This is a genomic window from Pseudomonas sp. ICBG1301 (assembly GCF_016918385.1).
Classification (GTDB): domain Bacteria; phylum Pseudomonadota; class Gammaproteobacteria; order Pseudomonadales; family Pseudomonadaceae; genus Aquipseudomonas; species Aquipseudomonas palleroniana.
In genome coordinates this window covers 59,661-77,915 of the sequence record NZ_JAEKGB010000007.1, presented here as the reverse complement: position 1 = coordinate 77,915, position 18,255 = coordinate 59,661, and the positions used below count along the sequence as shown (strand labels likewise).

The following is an 18,255-nucleotide window of genomic DNA, read 5'->3' as shown; positions in this document are numbered from 1 at the left end:
ATGTCGAAATTTTTTATCGACCGTCCCATTTTTGCCTGGGTAATCGCCCTGGTGATCATGCTGGTCGGGGCACTGTCGATCCTGAAGTTGCCCATCAACCAATACCCGGCCATCGCGCCAACCGCCATCGACATCCAGGTGACCTACCCAGGCGCGTCCGCACAAACCGTGCAGGACACCGTGGTGCAGGTGATCGAGCAACAGCTCAACGGTATCGACAACCTGCGTTATGTCGCCTCGGACAGTAACTCCGACGGCAGCATGACCATCACCGCGACGTTCAACCAGGGTACCAACCCGGACATCGCCCAGGTTCAGGTGCAGAACAAGCTGAACCTGGCGACCCCATTGCTGCCGCAAGAAGTGCAGCAGCAGGGTATCCGCGTGACCAAGTCGGTGAAGAACTTCCTGATGGTGATCGGTCTGGTGTCGGAAGACGGCAGCATGACCAAGGACGACCTGTCCAACTACATCGTTTCCAACATCCAGGACCCGATTTCCCGGACCGCCGGTGTGGGTGACTTCCAGGTGTTCGGTTCGCAATACGCCATGCGTATCTGGCTCGACCCGGCCAAGCTGAACAACTACCAGCTCACGCCGGTAGACGTCAGCAACGCCATCTCGGCCCAGAACGTCCAGGTCGCGACCGGCCAGTTGGGCGGCCTGCCTGCCCTGCCCGGCACCCAGCTGAACGCCACCATCATCGGCAAGACCCGTCTGCAAAGCGCCGAAGAGTTCGCCAAGATCCTGATGAAGGTGAACGCCGACGGCTCGCAGGTTCGCCTGGGCGACGTGGCTCGTATCGAGCTGGGTGGCCAGAACTACAGCATCAGTGCACAGTTCAACGGCAAGCCGGCCTCCGGTATGGCCATCAAGCTGGCAGCCGGCGCCAACGCCCTGGACACCGGCAAGGCGATCCGTGCCACCGTGGCCTCCCTGGAACCGTTCTTCCCGCCAGGCATGAAGGCGGTGGTGCCGTATGACACCACCCCGGTGGTGACCGAGTCGATCTCCGGGGTAGTCGACACCCTGGTCGAAGCGATCGTGCTGGTGTTCCTGGTGATGTTCCTGTTCCTGCAGAACTTCCGCGCCACCATCATCACCACCATGACGGTACCGGTGGTATTGCTGGGTACCTTCGGCATCCTCGCGGCAGCCGGCTTCACCATCAACACCCTGACCATGTTCGGCATGATCCTGGCCATCGGCTTGCTGGTGGACGATGCCATCGTCGTGGTGGAAAACGTCGAGCGGGTCATGGCCGAGGAACACCTCTCGCCCAAGGAGGCGACGGTCAAGTCCATGGGCCAGATCCAGGGTGCCCTGGTGGGTATTGCCCTGGTATTGTCGGCGGTACTCTTGCCGATGGCCTTCTTCGGTGGTTCCACCGGTGTGATCTACCGACAGTTCTCCATCACCATTGTTTCGGCGATGGCGTTGTCGGTACTGGTTGCCCTGATCTTTACCCCGGCCTTGTGCGCCACCATGCTCAAGCCGATCGACCCGGAAAAACACGGCCAACCCAAGCGCGGCTTCTTCGGCTGGTTCAACCGCACCTTTGATCGCGGCGTTCAGAAGTACGAGCGCGGCGTGGGCGGCATGATCAAGCACAAGATTCCAGCGTTCCTGGTGTATGCGCTGATCCTGGCCGGCATGATCTGGATGTTCACCCGTATTCCAAGCGCGTTCCTGCCAGAGGAAGACCAGGGTGTGATCTTTGCCCAGGTGCAGACGCCGGTCGGTTCGTCGGCTGAACGTACGCAAAAAGTCATCGACGACATGCGTGCCTTCCTGCTCAACGACAAGGAAGGCGAGCCGGGCGAAGGCAAGGCCGTGAAGTCGGTATTTACCGTGAACGGCTTCAACTTCGCCGGCCGTGGCCAGAGCTCGGGCCTTGCGTTCGTGATGCTCAAGCCATGGGGCGAGCGGGATGCTTCGCAATCGGTGTTCGAGGTCGCGAAGCGGGCCCAGGGTTACTTCTTCGGGGCCTTCAAGGACGCCATGGTCTTTGCCATCGTGCCGCCTTCGGTTCTGGAACTGGGTAACGCCACCGGTTTCGACGTGTTCCTGCAAGACCAGGGCGGCGTCGGCCACCAGAAGTTGATGGATGCGCGTAACCAGTTCCTCGGTGCTGCGGCGCAAAGCAAGATCCTGGCAGGCGTGCGCCCCAACGGCGTGAACGATGAGCCGCAGTACGAACTGACCGTTGACGACGAGAAGGCCAGTGCCCAGGGCATCAGCCTGTCGGAAATCCAGCAGACCCTGGCGATTGCCCTGGGTGGCAGCTACGTCAACGACTTCATCGACCGTGGTCGTGTGAAGAAGGTGTACGTGCAGGGTGACGCGGCCAGCCGCATGTCGCCGGAAGACCTGGACAAATGGTACGTACGCAGCACCTCCGGGAAGATGGTGCCCCTGTCGGCCATCTCGTCGGGCAAGTGGATCTATGGCTCGCCCAAGCTCTCGCGTTATAACGGTGTAGCGGCGATGGAAATCCTCGGTACTCCGGCACCTGGTTACAGTACCGGTGACGCGATGGCGGAAGTCGAGCGCATTGCCAAGAGTCTGCCGGCCGGTGTCGGCTACTCGTGGACCGGCCTGTCATATGAAGAACGCCTCTCCGGCTCCCAGGCGCCTGCGCTGTACGCCCTGTCGCTGCTGGTGGTGTTCCTGTGCCTCGCGGCCCTGTACGAAAGCTGGTCGATCCCGATTGCGGTGATTCTGGTGGTGCCGCTGGGTGTGATCGGTGCCTTGATCGCCACCAGCCTGCGCGGCCTGTCCAACGACGTGTTCTTCCAGGTGGGCCTGCTGGTAACCGTCGGTCTGGCGGCGAAAAACGCCATCCTGATCGTGGAGTTCGCCAAAGAGCTCCACGAACAGGGCAAGGGCATCGTCGAGGCCGCCATCGAAGCGTCCCGCATGCGTCTGCGCCCGATCATCATGACGTCCATGGCGTTCATGCTCGGCGTACTGCCGCTGGCGATTTCCACCGGCGCAGGTTCAGGCAGCCAGCATGCAATCGGTACCGGCGTGATCGGCGGTATGATCACGGCGACTGTCCTGGCGATCTTCTGGGTGCCACTGTTCTACGCTACCGTGTCCTCCGCCGGCGAACGCAAGAAGCCGGTGGCCATTGAAACTCCTAAAGAGGCTGGCCAATGAGCAAGTCGCTAATTTCCCTGGCCGTCACCGCATTCGTGCTCAGTGGCTGCTCCTTGATACCTGACTACCAGCGCCCCGAGGCGCCGGTAGCTGCCCAGTTCCCGCAGGGGCCGGCGTATTCGTCGGCCCAGGCGCCGGGCCAGGCCGCTGCAGAGCAAGGCTGGAAACAGTTTTTCCATGACCCGGCCCTGCAACAGCTGATCCAGACCGCGCTGGTGAACAACCGTGACCTGCGCGTCGCGGCGCTGAACATCGACGCGTATGCGGCGCAGTACCAGATCCAGCGTGCCGACCTGTTCCCGGCCGTTTCGGCCACGGGCAGCGGCAGCCGCTCGCGCACTCCGGCCCGCCTGTCGCAGACCGGCGAGGCGAGCATCAACAGCCAATACTCGGCCGGCCTCGGGATCAGTTCGTATGAGCTGGACCTGTTCGGTCGCGTACGCAGCCTGAGCGAAGAAGCCCTGCAAAAGTACTTCGCCACTGAAGAAGCACGGCGCAGTACCCAGATCAGCCTGGTGGCCAGCGTGGCCAACGCCTACCTGACCTGGCAGGCCGACAAGGAACTGCTCAAGCTGACCCAGGAGACCTTGGGCGCCTTCGAGGAGAGCTATCGGTTGACCTCGCGCAGCAACGAAGTCGGCGTGGCCTCGGCCCTCGACCTCAGCCAGTCGCGTACCTCGGTGGAAAACGCGCGCGTGCAGCTTGCCCGCTATACGCGCCAGGTGGCCCAGGACGAAAACAGCCTGACCCTGCTGCTGGGTACCGGCCTGCCGGCCAATCTGGCCAGCAAGCCGCTGTCGGATGACCTGCTCAGCGAAGTGCCGGCCGGCTTGCCGTCGGACCTGCTGCAACGGCGTCCCGACATCGTGCAGGCCGAGTACAACCTCAAGGCCGCCAACGCCAATATCGGCGCCGCGCGGGCAGCGTTTTTCCCGAGCATCAGCCTGACCGCCAGCGCCGGTACCGCCAGCCCTAACCTGGGCGGCCTGTTCAAAGGCGGCTCGGGCACCTGGTCGTTTGCCCCGCAGATCAACATCCCTATCTTCAACGCCGGTAGCCTGCGCGCAAGCCTGGACTACTCGAAGATCCAGAAAGAGATCAACGTGGCCAACTACGAGAAAGCCATCCAGACCGGCTTCCAGGAAGTCTCCGACGGCCTCGCCGCACGTGCGACCTATAAGCAGCAACTGGACGCCCAACGTGGTTTCGTCGCAGCCAACCAGGATTACTACCGCCTGGCCGAGCGTCGCTACCGCATTGGTGTCGACAGCAACCTGACGTTCCTCGACGCACAGCGCCAACTGTTCAGTGCCCAGCAATCGCTGATCACCGACCGCCTGGCGCAGCTGACCAGCGAGGTCAACCTGTACAAGGCCCTCGGCGGTGGCTGGAACGAGCAGACGGCGAAGAACGAGCCGTTGAAAGAAGAAGCGCCGAAGATGAAGTTGTTCTGATCTGCGCGACGTAAACGAAGCCCACCTTTTGGTGGGCTTTTTATTTTGCATGCCTTCAACAGCTTTCGTTCGATCATCGCACACAACCCGCTCTCCCCCACTTTCAACGCTCCCATAGCGCCAAGCACCATGGCCGCCACCTGCACAACCCCAATAACAACAGGTCCAACGCCATGAGCATTTTCCACCCGCGCCAGCTGTTGCTGGCCACCGCTGTCGCCAGCCTTGCCCTCCCCGTGGTCGCCGAAGAACACGGCTTTCTCGAAGACGCCAGCGCCAACCTCAACCTGCGCAATTTCTTCTTCAACCGCAATTTCACCAACCCGACCAAAAGCCAGGGCGGCGCGCAGGAGTGGACGCAGAGTTTCATCCTCGACGCCAAGTCCGGCTTTACCCAGGGCACCGTGGGTTTCGGCCTGGACGTGCAGGGCTTGTACTCACAAAAGCTCGACGGTGGACGCGGCACCGGCGGCACCCAACTGTTGCCGCTGGATCACGATGGCCGCCCGGCCGATAACTTCGGACGCCTCGGCGTAGCGTTCAAGACGCGCATTTCGAAGACCGAAGTGAAGGTCGGCGAATGGATGCCGGTACTGCCGATCCTGCGGGCCGACGACGGCCGCTCGCTGCCGCAGACCCTGCGCGGCGGGCAGATTACTTCCAAAGAGATCGACGGCCTGACGCTATATGGCGGCCAGTTCCGCGCCAACAGCCCGCGTGACGACAGCAGCATGAGCGACATGTCCATGACCGGCAAAGCGGCGTTCACCTCCGACCGTTTCAACTTCCAAGGCGCGGAATACGCGTTCAATGACAAACGCACCCAGGTCGGCCTGTGGAACGCCCAGCTCAAGGACATCTACCGCCAGCAATTCGTCAACCTGATCCACAGCCAACCCGTGGGCGACTGGACCCTGGGCGCCAACCTTGGCTTTTTCTATGGCAAGGACGATGGCAGCGCCCGCGCCGGCAGCCTGGACAACAAGACCTGGTCCGGCCTGTTTTCCGCGCGCTACGGCGGCAACACCTTCTACGTCGGCCTGCAAAAACTCACCGGCAACAATGCCTGGATGCGCGTCAACGGCACCAGCGGCGGCACCCTGGCCAACGACAGCTACAACTCCAGCTACGACAACGCCCAGGAGAAATCCTGGCAAGTGCGCCACGACTACAACTTCGCCGCCCTCGGCATCCCGGGCCTGACCTTGATGAACCGCTACATCAGCGGCAGCAACGTGCACACCGGCACGATCACCGACGGCAAGGAGTGGGGGCGTGAAAGCGAAGTGGGCTACACCGTGCAGAGTGGAAGCCTGAAAAACCTCAACGTACGCTGGCGCAATTCCACGATGCGCAGGGACTACAGCAACAACGAGTTCGATGAAAACCGGTTGATCGTCAGTTACCCGATCAGCCTGCTGTAAACCGGCGTCACACTTACTGTATGGTGCGCGCCTGCCGCTGCTGAAGCACCCAGCAGCGGCCTTTATTCGAGCCCGCGTCCACCATGAAAGCCCTCGCCTTAGCGACTGCCCTGCTAGCCCTGGCCTTGAGCCTCAACGGCTGCATCAGTGCACCTATTGCCCTGACGCCGCAGACCGCGCAGCGTTTGCAGGCCCAGGCGCCGATCCGATTTCTGCTGACCTTCGATGACGGCCCCAGCGCCTCGGGCTATAACAACCCGAGCCGTTCGGTAATCGCGGACCTGGCGAAAAACCCGGTGTTGCCGGGCATCAAGGCGGTGTTCTTCCTGCAGACCGAAGCCTCGCGCTCGGGGGGCAACCCGCGTGGTCACAAGACCATGGAGCGTGAGTATGCCGCCGGGCATATCCTGGCATTCCACACGGCCACCGCGTTTCATACCAACCATCGCTGGCTCAATGATGCCGAATTGGAAAGCACCCTCACCCAGGGTTCGGCAGATATCGCCGCCATCACGGGAACCCCGCCCCGGCTGGTTCGCCCGCCCTTCTGGAACTACGACAAACGCACCTTCGCGGCCTACCAGCGCCACCACCTGCAGGTGTTGCTGACGGACTTGAGTGCCAACGACGGCAAGATCTGGGGGTTCAATGGCAGCCCGCGTCGCCGCGCCAACCTGTACCGGCAACTGTCAGTGGTGCGCGAACGCATTGCCTTGGGCGAACTGCCCACGGTGGACGGGGTGATCCCCGTAGTGGTGACCTTCCACGACATCAACCGCTACACCGCACGGCATATGCAGGAGTATCTGCAGATCCTGCTGGACAGTGCGCGGATCAACGGCATGAAAACCGCCGCCGAACCCTTCTACACCGACCATGCCACCCTGGAACGCGCCGCGCTGGCACGCACGGTCAAGGATGTGAATGAGCCGGTGCATCTGCCTGGGGTATGGAATTGGGTGTGGGATGCCGACTCCCACTGATCACTGCCGAGACTCAACCCCCAGCTCATCCCACACCGACTCCGCCAGGTGGAACGTCGCATTCGCCGCCGGAATGCCGCAGTAGATCGCGCTCTGCATCAATACTTCCTTGATCTCGGCACGGGTCACGCCGTTGCTGGCGGCGGCGCGCAGGTGCAGTTTCAGCTCTTCGCTGCGGTTCATGCCGATCAACATGGCGATGGTGATCAGGCTGCGGGTGTGCCGTGGCAACCCGGGCCGGGTCCAGATATCGCCCCAGGCATGACGGGTGATCATCTCCTGGAACTCGCTGTTGAACTCGGTCAGGGCATTGAGGCTGCGATCGACGTGGGCATCGCCCAGTACCTCGCGGCGTACCTGCAGGCCATCGGCGTAACGTTGTTTCTCGTCCACAAAAAATTCCTCACTTGTAGTGAGCGGGCTTGCCCTAATGCCAGTCAGTTAAGGTTTAACGCTGTCACTGTGGGCGGGGGCTTGCTCCCGATAGCGGTGGGTCAGTCGATAAACTGCTGACTGGCATACCCTCATCGGGAGCAAGCCCCCTCCCACAAGTTATTCATCGTCCGTTCTATCGCTTAACTGACTAGCATTAGGACAAGCCCGCTCACTACATTAATGGGCCAGTAGAAAGTCCAGGACGCGGTCGCTGAACGCCGCGCCCGCTTGAACGTTGGATAGGTGCGCCGCGTAGAACTCGGCGTATTCGGCGCCCTTCACATGGTTCTGAATAAAGTGCCCGCCGGCCGGTGGCGTCACGGCATCTTCAGTGCCGGCAATCACCAGGGTCGGGACATTGATCGAAGCCAGTTGCTCACGAAAATCGGCATCGCGCACCGCCGCGCAATTCGCCGCATAACCCTCGGGCGAAGTCGCAGCGAGCATATCGGTGATCAGCTTGGCCTGATGCGGGTTGGCCGCGGCGAAATCCGCCGTGAACCAGCGTGCAATGGACGCATCGCGCAAGGCCACCATCGCCGCCGCGCCGTCGCGCAGGACCATTTCTATGCGTGGGTTCCAGACCTCGGGCGTGCCGATCTTGGCGGCGGTGTTGCACACCACCAGGCGGTGCAGGCGTTTACCGGCGTGAATGCCCAGCCATTGGCCAATCAACCCGCCCATGGACAGGCCACAGAAATGCGCACGCTGGATATCCAGCGCATCAAGCAACGCGATCACATCATGGCCGAGCTGCTCGATGCTGTACGGCCCCGGCGTCACCAGGGATTGGCCGTGGCCGCGGGTGTCGAAACGCAACACGCGAAAATGCCGGGCAAAGGCCGGGATCTGCAGGTCCCACATATGCAGGTCGGTGCCCAGGGAGTTGGACAGCACCAGCACCGGCGCGTCGGCCGGTCCGTCCAGTTGGTAATGCAGTTCGCCCTCGGCGAGTTGTACAAAAGCCACAGCGTTCTCCTCAGGCGGTCAATGCAAAATGGTCGGCCACTGCGCGGGTCACCCAGGTTTGCGCCTGGCCCAGGTAGTGGGCCGGGTCAAGCAGCCGGTCCAGTTCAGCCGCCGACAACTCGGGGGTGATGCGCGGTTCGTCCGCCAGCACGGTGCGCAGATGGCGCCCTTCGGCAACGGCCCGTTTGCAGCAGTGTTCCAGCAAATGATGCGCGGTCTCACGGCCCAGGCGCTGGGCCAGCACGATGCTGACCGCTTCGGCCAACACCAGGCCTTGGGTCAGGTCGAGGTTGTGCGCCATGCGCTGCGCATCGACCTCAAGCCCCTCGATCACCTGCAACGCCTGCTTCAAGGCGCCGGACACCAGGCGACAGATCTCCGGCAAGGTTTCCCATTCGGCGTGCCATAGGCCCAGGCTGCGCTCATGCTCCTGGGGCATGGCACTGAACATCGTCGCGACCAGGCCGGGCACGCGTGTGGCGGCGCTGATCAATACAGCCGCGCCCACGGGGTTGCGCTTGTGGGGCATGGTCGACGAACCGCCCTTGCCTGGCGCCGAGGGCTCGAATACTTCCGCCGCTTCGGTCTGCATCAGCAGGCTGACATCGCGCCCCAGTTTGCCGAGGCTGCCGGCGATCAGGCCAAGGCTGGCGGCGAACTCCACCAAGCGATCACGCTGGGTATGCCAGGGTTGCTCGGGCAAGCTCAACTGCAACTCGTCCGCCAGCGCCTCGGCCACCGGCATGGCCTGTTCGCCCAGCGCCGCGAGCGTGCCGGAAGCACCGCCAAACTGCAGCACCAGCAGGCGCGGCTTCAGTTCGGCAAGACGCTGGCGGCAGCGTGTCACCGCCCCCAGCCATCCGGCGATTTTCATGCCCAGCGTCACCGGCGTCGCGTGTTGCAACCAGGTGCGCCCGGCCAGAGGGGTGCTCGCATAACGCTGCGCTTGAGCAGCCAGAACGCCACCCAACTGCGCCAAGTCCGTTTCGATCAACGCCACAGCGCGCCGCAGTTGCAGCACCAGGCCGGTGTCCATCACATCCTGGCTGGTGGCGCCCAGGTGCACATAGCGTTCGGCGCCGGCGTCTTCAGCGGCAATCAACTTGCCCAGCGCCTTGACCAATGGAATCGCCGAATTGCCCGCCGTGGCAATCGCCGCGCCGAGCGCATCGACGTCGTACAGCGACGCCAGGCACGCCTGGGCAATCGGCGCCACGGCGGCCTGTGGAATCAGCCCGACCCGGGCCTCGGCCCGGGCCAGCGCCGCTTCGAAATCCAGCATGCCCTGCAGGCGTCCCTGGTCGCAGAACACCTCGGCCATGCTGTCAGCAGTGAAGTAAGCGTCGAACAGTTGATTGCTCGTGCGCAGTGTCATAACTCATCCCTAGAGATCGTGGTGCAGATACGCCGCCTGTTTCGGCAGGCGCAAGCTGAACAGGAAAGCGATTGCCATCATCGCCGTGACGTACCAATAGAAGCTGTTTTCCAGGCCGATGGATTTGAGGCTCAGCGCGACGAACTCCGCAGAGCCGCCAAAGATCGCGTTGGCCACCGCGTAGGCCAGGCCCACGCCCAAGGCACGCACCTGGGGCGGGAACATCTCCGCTTTGACCAGGCCGCTGATGGAGGTGTAGAAGCTCACGATCGCCAAGGCCAGGGTGATCAGCACGAATGCCAGGAACGGGCTGCTGACGGTTTTCAAAGTGAGCAGGATCGGCACGGTAAAAAGCGTGCCAAGGCCGGCGAACCACAGCATCGAGTTACGTCGGCCGATCTTGTCCGCCAACATGCCGAATACCGGCTGCATGCACATATACAAAAACAGCGCACCGGTCATGATGTAGCTCGACGTCTTGGCATGCATGCCGACGGTGTTCACCAGGTACTTCTGCATGTAAGTGGTGAAAGTATAGAAAATCAGCGAGCCGCCGGCGGTGTAGCCCAGCACCGTGATAAACGCGGCTTTGTGGTCGCGGAACAACGCGGCAATGCTGCCGGCGTCTTTGTCTTCGCGCATTTCCTTGCTGGTGGTTTCTTTCAACGAGCGGCGCAGCAGCAGCGAAATCACCGCCGCGACGGCGCCGATCACGAATGGAATCCGCCAGCCCCAGGCCCGCAGTTCGTCTTCAGTGAGGATCTGTTGCAGGATCACCACCACCAGCACGGCCAGCAGTTGCCCGCCGATCAGCGTCACATACTGGAAGGAGGCAAAGAAACCCCGTTGGCCCTTGAGCGCCACTTCACTCATGTAGGTCGCGGTGGTGCCGTACTCGCCGCCCACCGACAGCCCCTGGAACAAGCGCGCCACCAGCAGCAGGATCGGCGCCCAGACGCCAATGGCGTTATAGGTCGGCAGAAAGGCGATGACCAGGGAGCCGGCGCACATCATCAACACCGAGATCATCATCGAGTTTTTACGGCCGTGCTTATCGGCTACCCGACCAAACAGCCAGCCACCAATGGGCCGCATCAGGAACCCGGCGGCGAACACACCGGCGGTGTTGACCAGTTGAACCGTGGGGTTGTCCGACGGAAAAAACGCCGGCGCAAAGTAAATGGCGCAGAAGGCATAGACATAGAAGTCGAACCATTCGACAAGGTTGCCGGAGGAAGCACCGACAATCGCAAAAATCCGTTTGCTGCGTTCTTCTCCGGTGTAGTGACTCGTTGTTGTTGTCATGTTTTTTTACTCAGTGGGAACGGTTATAGCCTAGACATACTTTGCAACAACCATGTTCCGCATTTGGAACAGTTGCAAGTTTCAAGCTACAAGCTGCAAGAGAAGAGCGGCCGCGATCACTGCTTTTCCTTGAGACTTGCAGCTTGTAACTTGCCGCTGCTACTGATCAATAATCGAAGAACACCGTTTCCTTGTCTGTGCCCTGCAAAATCACATTCCACTGATAGACACCCCCGGCATCCTGCCGGGCAATCAAGGTGCTACGACGCTCAGCCGGTACACAGGCCAGCAACGGGTCGTCCCCGTTCAGCGCCTCGCCATCAAAATAAATCCGCGTGAGCAAGTGCTTCACCAACCCACGGGCAAACACCAGGACCACCAGGTGAGGCGCCTGGGTCGTGCCGTTCAGCCCCGGCACCGCACCCGGCTTGATGGTGGTAAAGCGGAAACGCCCTTCGGCATCCACCGGCACCCGGCCGAAACCTTCGAAGTTCGGGTCGACGGCCTTGTCCTGCTCATCTTCCGGGTGGTCATATTTACCGGCAGCATTGGCTTGCCACACTTCAAGCATGGCGTCGTTGACGACATTACCCTTGCCATCCACCACCTGCCCACTGATCGCCACACGTTCGCCGAGGGTGGCCGGCACGGTCAGGTCTTCACGGTTCAGCCAGGTCAGGCCAATGTGGTAATACGGCCCGACGGTGTGGGACGTAGTCGCGTTGAGTGTCATCTCATTTCTCCATCGGCGTGGCGTCGCGGCCGCGCAGGACGATGTCCCAGCGGTAGCCGAGGGCATAGGAAGGAATGGTTTTTTCCAGGTCGAAACGGGCGATCAGGCGCTGCTTGGCCGAGGTGTCCGGTACGCAGTTGTAGATCGGGTCATATTCGAGCAACGGGTCGCCGGGGAAATACATCTGCGTGACCAGCCGCGTCAGCACGCTCGGGCCGAACAGCGAGAAGTGGATATGCGCAGGCCGCCACGCGTTGTGGTGGTTGCCCCACGGGTAGGCGCCGGGCTTGATGGTCTGGAACTGATACCAGCCGTCGGCGTCGGTGACGGTGCGGCCGGTTCCGGTGAAATTCGGGTCCAGCGGCGCGTCGTGCAGGTCGTTCTTGTGGTTGTAGCGCCCGGCGGAGTTGGCCTGCCAGATCTCCACAAGAATACCGGGCACCGGCGAGCCGTTTTCGTCCAGCACACGGCCATGAATGATGATGCGTTCGCCCTGGGGGTCGCCTTCATGCTGTGCGGTGAGGTCGTTGTCCTTCGGGTTGACCCGCTCGGCACCGATGGTCGGGCCGGTAATTTCCGACAACGAATGGGGCAGGAACACCAATGGCTTGGACGGCGAACGCAGGTTCGTCGACTGGTAGGCCGGGTGCAGGTAATCCGGTTGAGTACCCGCTTGCGGGCGCCGGTATCCGGGCTTGTCACTCATGGAGCAATCCTCTCTTATTTAGATGCGTTCAATCGCCAGGGCCAAGCCCTGGCCGACGCCCACACACATGGTCGCCAGGCCTTTGCGCCCACCGGTCTTTTCAAGCTGATGCAGTGCGGTCAGCACCAAACGCGCACCGCTCATACCCAGCGGGTGGCCCAGGGCAATGGCGCCGCCGTTCGGGTTGACCTGCGGCGCGTCGTCGGCCAGACCCAACTCGCGCAGCACCGCCAAACCCTGGCTGGCGAAGGCTTCATTGAGCTCGATCACATCAAAATCGGTGACCGCCAGGCCCAGGCGTTCCACCAGTTTGCGCACGGCGGGCACCGGTCCGATCCCCATCACACGCGGCGCGACACCGGCGCTGGCCATGCCCAGTACCCGTGCACGGGCGGTCAAACCGTGTTTCTTTACGGCTTCGGCGCAAGCGAGGATCAGCGCTGCCGCACCATCGTTCACACCCGAGGCATTGCCGGCAGTGACAGTCTTGTCGGGGCCGTTGACCGGCTTGAGTTTGCTCAGGGCTTCCAGGGTGGTGTCAGCCCGTGGATGTTCATCTTGCTCGACGACGGTCTCGCCTTTCTTATGGGCAACGCGTACCGGCACGATTTCCTCGGCGAAGAACCCGGCGGCTTGTGCGGCAGCAGTCCGTTGCTGGCTGCGGAGGGCGAAGGCGTCCTGGTCGGCGCGGGACACCTTGTAGTCGTCAGCGACGTTATCGGCGGTCTGCGGCATGGCATCCACACCGTACTGCGCTTTCATCAACGGGTTGATAAAGCGCCAGCCGATGATGGTGTCTTCCAGTTTCATGTTGCGCGAAAACGCCGCGTCAGCCTTCCCCATCACGAACGGTGCACGGGACATCGACTCAACGCCGCCGGCGATTGCCAACTCCATTTCGCCACTGGCGATGGCGCGGAAAGCGGTGCCGATTGCATCCATGCCCGAGGCGCACAGGCGATTGAGGGTCACACCGGGAACGCTTGCAGGCAGGCCCGCCAGCAACAGCGCCATACGGGCGACGTTGCGGTTGTCTTCACCGGCCTGGTTGGCGCAGCCGAGGAACACTTCATCCACAGCATTCCAGTCCACCGATGGGTTGCGCTCGATCAAGGCCTTGATCGGCAGCGCCGCCAAGTCATCGGCGCGTACGGTAGACAGGCCGCCGCCAAAACGGCCAATGGGCGTACGAATAGCGTCACAGATAAACACATCGCGCATCAGGCTTCTCCGGGGGCTTGGCCATGGGCGGCGGCAGTGCGGGCTTCAAGGTCACGCAGAGCGGTCAGCTCCAGATCGGTCGGTTCGGCCGTGGTGTCGACCTGCTCGGCAAAACGAACAGGCCAACCGGTTGCGGCGATGACTTGCTCACGGGTGACCCCAGGGTGCAGCGTGGTGACCACGAACTCATGGGTGCCCTCTTCCGGCTCCATGATGCACAGGTCAGTAATAATGCCTACCGGCCCCGCGCCCGGCAGGCCCAGGCGTTTACGCGAGTCACCGCCTTCGCCATGACCGACCGAAGTAATGAAGTCCAACTTGTCGACAAACGAACGCGCCGACTGCTTGAGGATGATCAACACGCTCTTGGCGGAACCGGCGATCTCCGGCGCACCGCCGGCACCGGGCAGGCGCACTTTAGGCTGGTGGTAGTCACCGACCACGGTGGTGTTGATGTTGCCGAAGCGGTCAACCTGGGCGGCGCCGAGAAAGCCGACGTCAATGCGCCCGCCTTGCAGCCAGTAACGGAAGATCTCACCGGTCGGGACCACGGTGTCGGCGGTTTCCGCCAGCTCGCCGTCACCGATGGACAGCGGCAATACCGATGGCTTGGCGCCAATCGGGCCGGATTCGTAGATCAGCACCACATCCGGCGACGAGGTCAGTCGCGCCAGGTTGGCGGCCTTGGACGGCAGGCCGATCCCAACGAAGCATACGGAGCCGTTCTTGAGGCGGCGCGCAGCGGCGACGGTCATCATTTCATTGGTCGAGTAAGCCATTACTTGGCCTCCTGCGCGGTGGCCAGCTTGGCCTGGAATTCAGTGAAGTCGGCGGTACCGCGGATGTATTCATCAATCCATGCGGTAAAGGTCCCACGGTCGCGGGCGATTGGGTCCCACGCTTGGTAGAAGCGGTTATCACGCTCGTTGTAGCCATGAGCGTAGGACGGGTGCGCACCACCGGGTACATGGCACACCGCAGTCAGGGCCCAGGTCGGCAGGACGCAGCTGTTCATCGGCGCATTCAGGTCATCGACGATTTCTTCGACGGTGACGATGCAACGCTTGGCGGCCAGTGCCGCTTCCTTCTGCACCCCCAAAATACCCCACAGCAGCACGTTGCCCTTGCGGTCGGCCTTTTGCGCGTGGATCACGGTGACGTCCGGACGTACCGACGGCACCGCCGCCAGCACTTCACCGGTGAACGGGCAAGTCACGGACTTGATCAGCGGGTTGACCTTGGGCAGGTCGGAACCTGCGTAGGCGCGCAGCACCGCGAACGGCAGGCCGGATGCGCCGGCGACGTAGGCATTGGCCAGGTCGGCGTGACTGTGTTCTTCAATTTCCAACGGTTGCGGCCATTGCTTCTCGACCGCGTCGCGCAGCCGGTGCAGGGAGCCCACGCCCGGGTTGCCGCCCCAGGAGAAAATCAGCTTGCGGGCGCAACCGGCACCGATCAACTGGTCGTAGATCAGGTCAGGCGTCATACGCACCAGCGTCAGGTCTTTCTTGCCCTGACGAATGATTTCATGACCCGCTGCCGTAGGGATCAGATGGGTGAAGCCTTCCAGAGCGACGGTGTCGCCGTCGTTCACAAATTGCTTCACCGCGTCACGCAGCGCGAGAATTTCAGCCATGGGGTTCGGGCTCCCGATATGGATCGAAAAAGGCGCTGAGGTGGCGCCGAAGTGCTTGAAGATTAAGCCGGGAAAATCGGCCAAACAATCCGATAATCGACTCAGCGTTCGATTATCGAACCGATTGTTGCCTAGCTAATCGTTTGCCAAACGCAGGCAAAGTGGCAGAGGCTCAGGTCGCGTCGGCGTGGCTGACCATGCCTTTGATCACGACAGCCGTGGTGGCCAACGCCGCCGGAATCACCAGGGCGGTCAGTACCTGCTCGAAGTTCCAGCCCAGGCCGAGCAAGGTGGCGCCCATCCATGCGCCAAGGATGGCGCCGAAGCGGCCGATGCCGAGCATCCACGACACGCCGGTGGCGCGGCCCTGGGTCGGGTAGAAACGTGCGGCCAGTGACGGCATCGCCGATTGCGCACCGTTGACGCACATCCCGGCGATCAGCACCAAGGTCGCCAGCAGGGTGATATTGCCCAGACTCTGCCCCACCGCGTAGGCAAACACCCCGGCCAACAGATAGAAAGTACCGATGACCTTGTGCGGATTGAACCGGTCCATCGCCCAACCCACGCCGACCGCGCTCAGTACGCCACCAAACTGGAACAACGCGCCGATAAACGCGGCTTGCTCCATGCTGGCGCCGCTGTCACGCATCAGGGTCGGCAGCCAACTGGTCAGCAGGTAAACAATCACCAACCCCATGAAGTAAGTCAGCCACAGCAGCAACGTGCCAGCGCTGTAGGTGCCGGAGAAAATCACCGCAAACACGTTGCGCGCCTTGACGGTTTTCTGCTCGGGCACACTGAAGCTGGTGGCCTGGGCGACCAGGTCGGGCGCAATCGGTGACAAGGTTTTGCGCACCTTGTCGCTACCGCGATTGCGCACCACCAGATAGCGCGCCGATTCCGGCAGCCATACCCATAGCACCAGCGCCAGGATCAACGGCAGGATGCCACCAATCAGCAGCAGGCTATGCCAGCCGAAGGCCGGAATCAGCTTGGCCGAAATAAACCCGCCCCCTGCCATGCCCAGGTTGAAGCCACAGAACATACTGGTGACCAGCAACGATTTGTGACGCTCCGGGGTGTATTCGGACAGCAGCGTGGTGGCATTCGGCATGCCCGCCCCCAGGCCCAGCCCGGTGAGGAAGCGCAACACCAGCAACTGATCGACGCTGGTGCTGTAGGCCGAGGCCAGGCTGAACGCGCCAAACACCAGCACCGCGCCCACCAGCACCACTTTGCGCCCGAAGCGGTCGGCCAACGGACCGGAGCCCAGCGCGCCGAAGACCATGCCGATCAACGCGGCACTCATCACCGGGCCCAAGCTGGCGCGGTCGATGCCCCAGTCCTGGGACAGCGCAGGCGCGATAAAGCCCATGGCGGCGGTGTCGAGGCCGTCGAGGAAGACAATCAGAAAACACAGGATCACCACGCGCCACTGATAGCGAGACAATGGCTGGGCATTGATAAAGGACTGTACGTCCAGGTTGGTGCCGACAGAAGGCTGATTCATTATTGTTATTTCCACACCGATGGGCGGGCCGACGACCTGAGGCCGTGATTATTATTGGGGGCAGCGATAGCGCTGCCGCACATTAATAAGCCAGGGGAAACACCGTCAATTGATCAGGCCGGGATCTGTGCGGTCACCGAACACTTAGGCAAACAACTGCGTGCTCAGCTCACGGCTGGCGCTGAGCATGCTCGGCAAGAAGCGCTGCTCCAACTCGTTGCGACTGACCCGCCCGGCGTGGGTGCTCACATTCAGCGCGGCCAGCACCTGGCCCGAGGCGTCATACACCGGCACGGCAATCGAACGCAGCCCCTGTTCCAGCTCCTGATCGACGATGCACCAGCCCTGCTGACGCACTTGTTGCAGGCATTCGAGCAAGGCTTGCGGCGTGGTCAGGGTGCGGCTGGTCTTGGTTTGCAGGTCGGCGTGATCGAGGTAGTCCTTGAGCGAGGAATCATCCAGCGCCGCCAGCAGAATGCGGCCCATGGAAGTGCAATACGCCGGCAGGCGCCCCCCCACCGACAGGTCCACGGAAATCAGGCGCTGGGTGGTGGCCGAACGGGCGATATAAAGTATGTCGTCGCCCTCCAGCGTCGCCATGTTGCACGCTTCGTGGAGCTGCTCGCTCATACGGTCCAGATAGGGCTGGGCCGACACCGCCAGAGGCGTGGAGGACAAATAGGCATGGCCCAGGGTCAAGACTTTGGGCAGCAGCGAATAGGTACGTCCATCCGTGGTGGCGTAGCCGAGTTTGATCAAGGTATGCAGGCAACGGCGCACGGCGGCGCGGGGGATTTCGGTACGGTGGCTTATCTGGGCGATCGTCAGGTGGCGCTTGCGCTCCTGGAACGCCTGCACCACGGCCAAGCCTCGCGCCAGGGATGTCATGAAATCCGGATCCCCCGTAAACGCCTGGATACGCTTGGCCGGTGAAGCCACGATCGGCGGCGCGACGGATGCGAAGGAATTGCGCAATTGATCGTTCATTTCGGGGCCCTATCTTATTTTCAATCGCCGGGAGGGTTGGCAGCGATTAGCTATTACCAGTCGCACAGACCGATGCACAAGGTCGCCAAGGCAACATTGGGCGATTATCGGACAACCATCCGATTATCGCAATTTGCCGGGTACATCAAGTCTTAACACTGAGCGATGAACATGAAAGAAGCGTACTGCGCCGATATTGAGATGAGGGCAGACTTTATGACGCGGTATATCGAAAATTGAGACGCAAACTTGTAACAACCCCCTCACACGGCGTTGAGTTTTTTTAACTTCATGATGATAGTGTTATTCGTGTGCGCCGCTATAATGCAGCGTGTACAGAGGTCAGCCCGGT

General features: G+C 61.9%; 15 protein-coding genes. 4 read left to right on the top strand and 11 right to left on the bottom strand.

Annotated elements, in window-relative coordinates; translation table 11 throughout:
- The 4 genes from JBE38_RS18025 to JBE38_RS18010 all read left to right on the top strand — a co-directional run bounded on the left by JBE38_RS18025 (position 1) and on the right by JBE38_RS18010 (position 7,023).
- On the top strand, positions 1–3,162 hold the full coding sequence (locus JBE38_RS18025; RefSeq protein WP_161549735.1) for an efflux RND transporter permease subunit: 3,162 nt from the start codon (positions 1–3) through the stop codon (positions 3,160–3,162).
- Positions 3,159–4,616, top strand: a complete 1,458-nt coding sequence (gene adeC, locus JBE38_RS18020; protein ID WP_205344795.1) for an AdeC/AdeK/OprM family multidrug efflux complex outer membrane factor — start codon at positions 3,159–3,161, stop codon at positions 4,614–4,616. The genes JBE38_RS18025 and adeC overlap by 4 nt, the downstream gene beginning before the upstream one ends.
- Positions 4,617–4,789: 173 nt before the next feature.
- Positions 4,790–6,040, top strand: a complete 1,251-nt coding sequence (locus JBE38_RS18015) for an OprD family porin (protein ID WP_205344794.1) — start codon at positions 4,790–4,792, stop codon at positions 6,038–6,040.
- A gap of 83 nt (positions 6,041–6,123) precedes the next feature.
- Positions 6,124–7,023 (top strand): polysaccharide deacetylase family protein, encoded by a 900-nt coding sequence (locus JBE38_RS18010; RefSeq protein ID WP_060753776.1) that lies wholly within the window; start codon positions 6,124–6,126, stop codon positions 7,021–7,023.
- Here the strand turns inward: JBE38_RS18010 and pcaC are convergent, their stop codons facing one another.
- The 11 genes from pcaC to pcaR form a co-directional block, all read right to left on the bottom strand.
- Entirely contained in the window at positions 7,024–7,416 is a 393-nt protein-coding gene (pcaC, locus tag JBE38_RS18005; RefSeq protein ID WP_060753777.1) for a 4-carboxymuconolactone decarboxylase, read from the bottom strand.
- A 219-nt stretch (positions 7,417–7,635) separates the two neighbouring features.
- Positions 7,636–8,427: a 3-oxoadipate enol-lactonase gene (gene pcaD / locus JBE38_RS18000; protein ID WP_205344793.1), complete on the bottom strand. Its 792-nt coding sequence runs from the start codon at positions 8,425–8,427 to the stop codon at positions 7,636–7,638.
- Between the two features lie 10 nt (positions 8,428–8,437).
- Positions 8,438–9,802, bottom strand: coding sequence for a 3-carboxy-cis,cis-muconate cycloisomerase (locus tag JBE38_RS17995; RefSeq protein ID WP_205344792.1), 1,365 nt, complete (start codon positions 9,800–9,802; stop codon positions 8,438–8,440).
- A 9-nt stretch (positions 9,803–9,811) separates the two neighbouring features.
- Positions 9,812–11,107 (bottom strand): MFS family transporter, encoded by a 1,296-nt coding sequence (locus JBE38_RS17990; protein WP_104995741.1) that lies wholly within the window; start codon positions 11,105–11,107, stop codon positions 9,812–9,814.
- 166 nt (positions 11,108–11,273) lie between these two features.
- Entirely contained in the window at positions 11,274–11,840 is a 567-nt protein-coding gene (gene pcaG, locus JBE38_RS17985; protein WP_060753781.1) for a protocatechuate 3,4-dioxygenase subunit alpha, read from the bottom strand.
- A gap of 1 nt (position 11,841) precedes the next feature.
- Positions 11,842–12,546, bottom strand: coding sequence for a protocatechuate 3,4-dioxygenase subunit beta (gene pcaH / locus JBE38_RS17980; RefSeq protein ID WP_205344791.1), 705 nt, complete (start codon positions 12,544–12,546; stop codon positions 11,842–11,844).
- 18 nt (positions 12,547–12,564) lie between these two features.
- Positions 12,565–13,770 carry a 3-oxoadipyl-CoA thiolase gene (pcaF, locus tag JBE38_RS17975; protein WP_205344914.1) on the bottom strand — a complete coding sequence of 402 codons (1,206 nt, stop codon included), beginning with the start codon at positions 13,768–13,770 and terminating at the stop codon, positions 12,565–12,567.
- Positions 13,767–14,546 (bottom strand): CoA-transferase subunit beta, encoded by a 780-nt coding sequence (locus JBE38_RS17970; protein WP_198762038.1) that lies wholly within the window; start codon positions 14,544–14,546, stop codon positions 13,767–13,769. The genes pcaF and JBE38_RS17970 overlap by 4 nt, the downstream gene beginning before the upstream one ends.
- Positions 14,546–15,403 carry a CoA transferase subunit A gene (locus tag JBE38_RS17965; RefSeq protein ID WP_060753785.1) on the bottom strand — a complete coding sequence of 286 codons (858 nt, stop codon included), beginning with the start codon at positions 15,401–15,403 and terminating at the stop codon, positions 14,546–14,548. The genes JBE38_RS17970 and JBE38_RS17965 overlap by 1 nt, the downstream gene beginning before the upstream one ends.
- Before the next feature lie 172 nt (positions 15,404–15,575).
- Positions 15,576–16,916, bottom strand: coding sequence for an MFS transporter (locus JBE38_RS17960; protein ID WP_060753786.1), 1,341 nt, complete (start codon positions 16,914–16,916; stop codon positions 15,576–15,578).
- 144 nt (positions 16,917–17,060) lie between these two features.
- Positions 17,061–17,903, bottom strand: a complete 843-nt coding sequence (gene pcaR, locus JBE38_RS17955; protein WP_060753787.1) for a pca regulon transcriptional regulator PcaR — start codon at positions 17,901–17,903, stop codon at positions 17,061–17,063.
- Positions 17,904–18,255 lie beyond the last annotated feature (352 nt).

Coding starts and splice junctions, on each gene's coding strand:
- JBE38_RS18025 (WP_161549735.1), top strand. CDS start 1: ATGTCGAAATTTTTTATCGACCGTCCCATTTTTGCCTGGGTAATCGCC.
- adeC (WP_205344795.1), top strand. CDS start 3,159: ATGAGCAAGTCGCTAATTTCCCTGGCCGTCACCGCATTCGTGCTCAGT.
- JBE38_RS18015 (WP_205344794.1), top strand. CDS start 4,790: ATGAGCATTTTCCACCCGCGCCAGCTGTTGCTGGCCACCGCTGTCGCC.
- JBE38_RS18010 (WP_060753776.1), top strand. CDS start 6,124: ATGAAAGCCCTCGCCTTAGCGACTGCCCTGCTAGCCCTGGCCTTGAGC.
- JBE38_RS17995 (WP_205344792.1), bottom strand. CDS start 9,802: ATGACACTGCGCACGAGCAATCAACTGTTCGACGCTTACTTCACTGCT.
- JBE38_RS17990 (WP_104995741.1), bottom strand. CDS start 11,107: ATGACAACAACAACGAGTCACTACACCGGAGAAGAACGCAGCAAACGG.
- pcaG (WP_060753781.1), bottom strand. CDS start 11,840: ATGACACTCAACGCGACTACGTCCCACACCGTCGGGCCGTATTACCAC.
- pcaH (WP_205344791.1), bottom strand. CDS start 12,546: ATGAGTGACAAGCCCGGATACCGGCGCCCGCAAGCGGGTACTCAACCG.
- JBE38_RS17970 (WP_198762038.1), bottom strand. CDS start 14,546: ATGGCTTACTCGACCAATGAAATGATGACCGTCGCCGCTGCGCGCCGC.
- JBE38_RS17965 (WP_060753785.1), bottom strand. CDS start 15,403: ATGGCTGAAATTCTCGCGCTGCGTGACGCGGTGAAGCAATTTGTGAAC.
- JBE38_RS17960 (WP_060753786.1), bottom strand. CDS start 16,916: ATGAATCAGCCTTCTGTCGGCACCAACCTGGACGTACAGTCCTTTATC.
- pcaR (WP_060753787.1), bottom strand. CDS start 17,903: ATGAACGATCAATTGCGCAATTCCTTCGCATCCGTCGCGCCGCCGATC.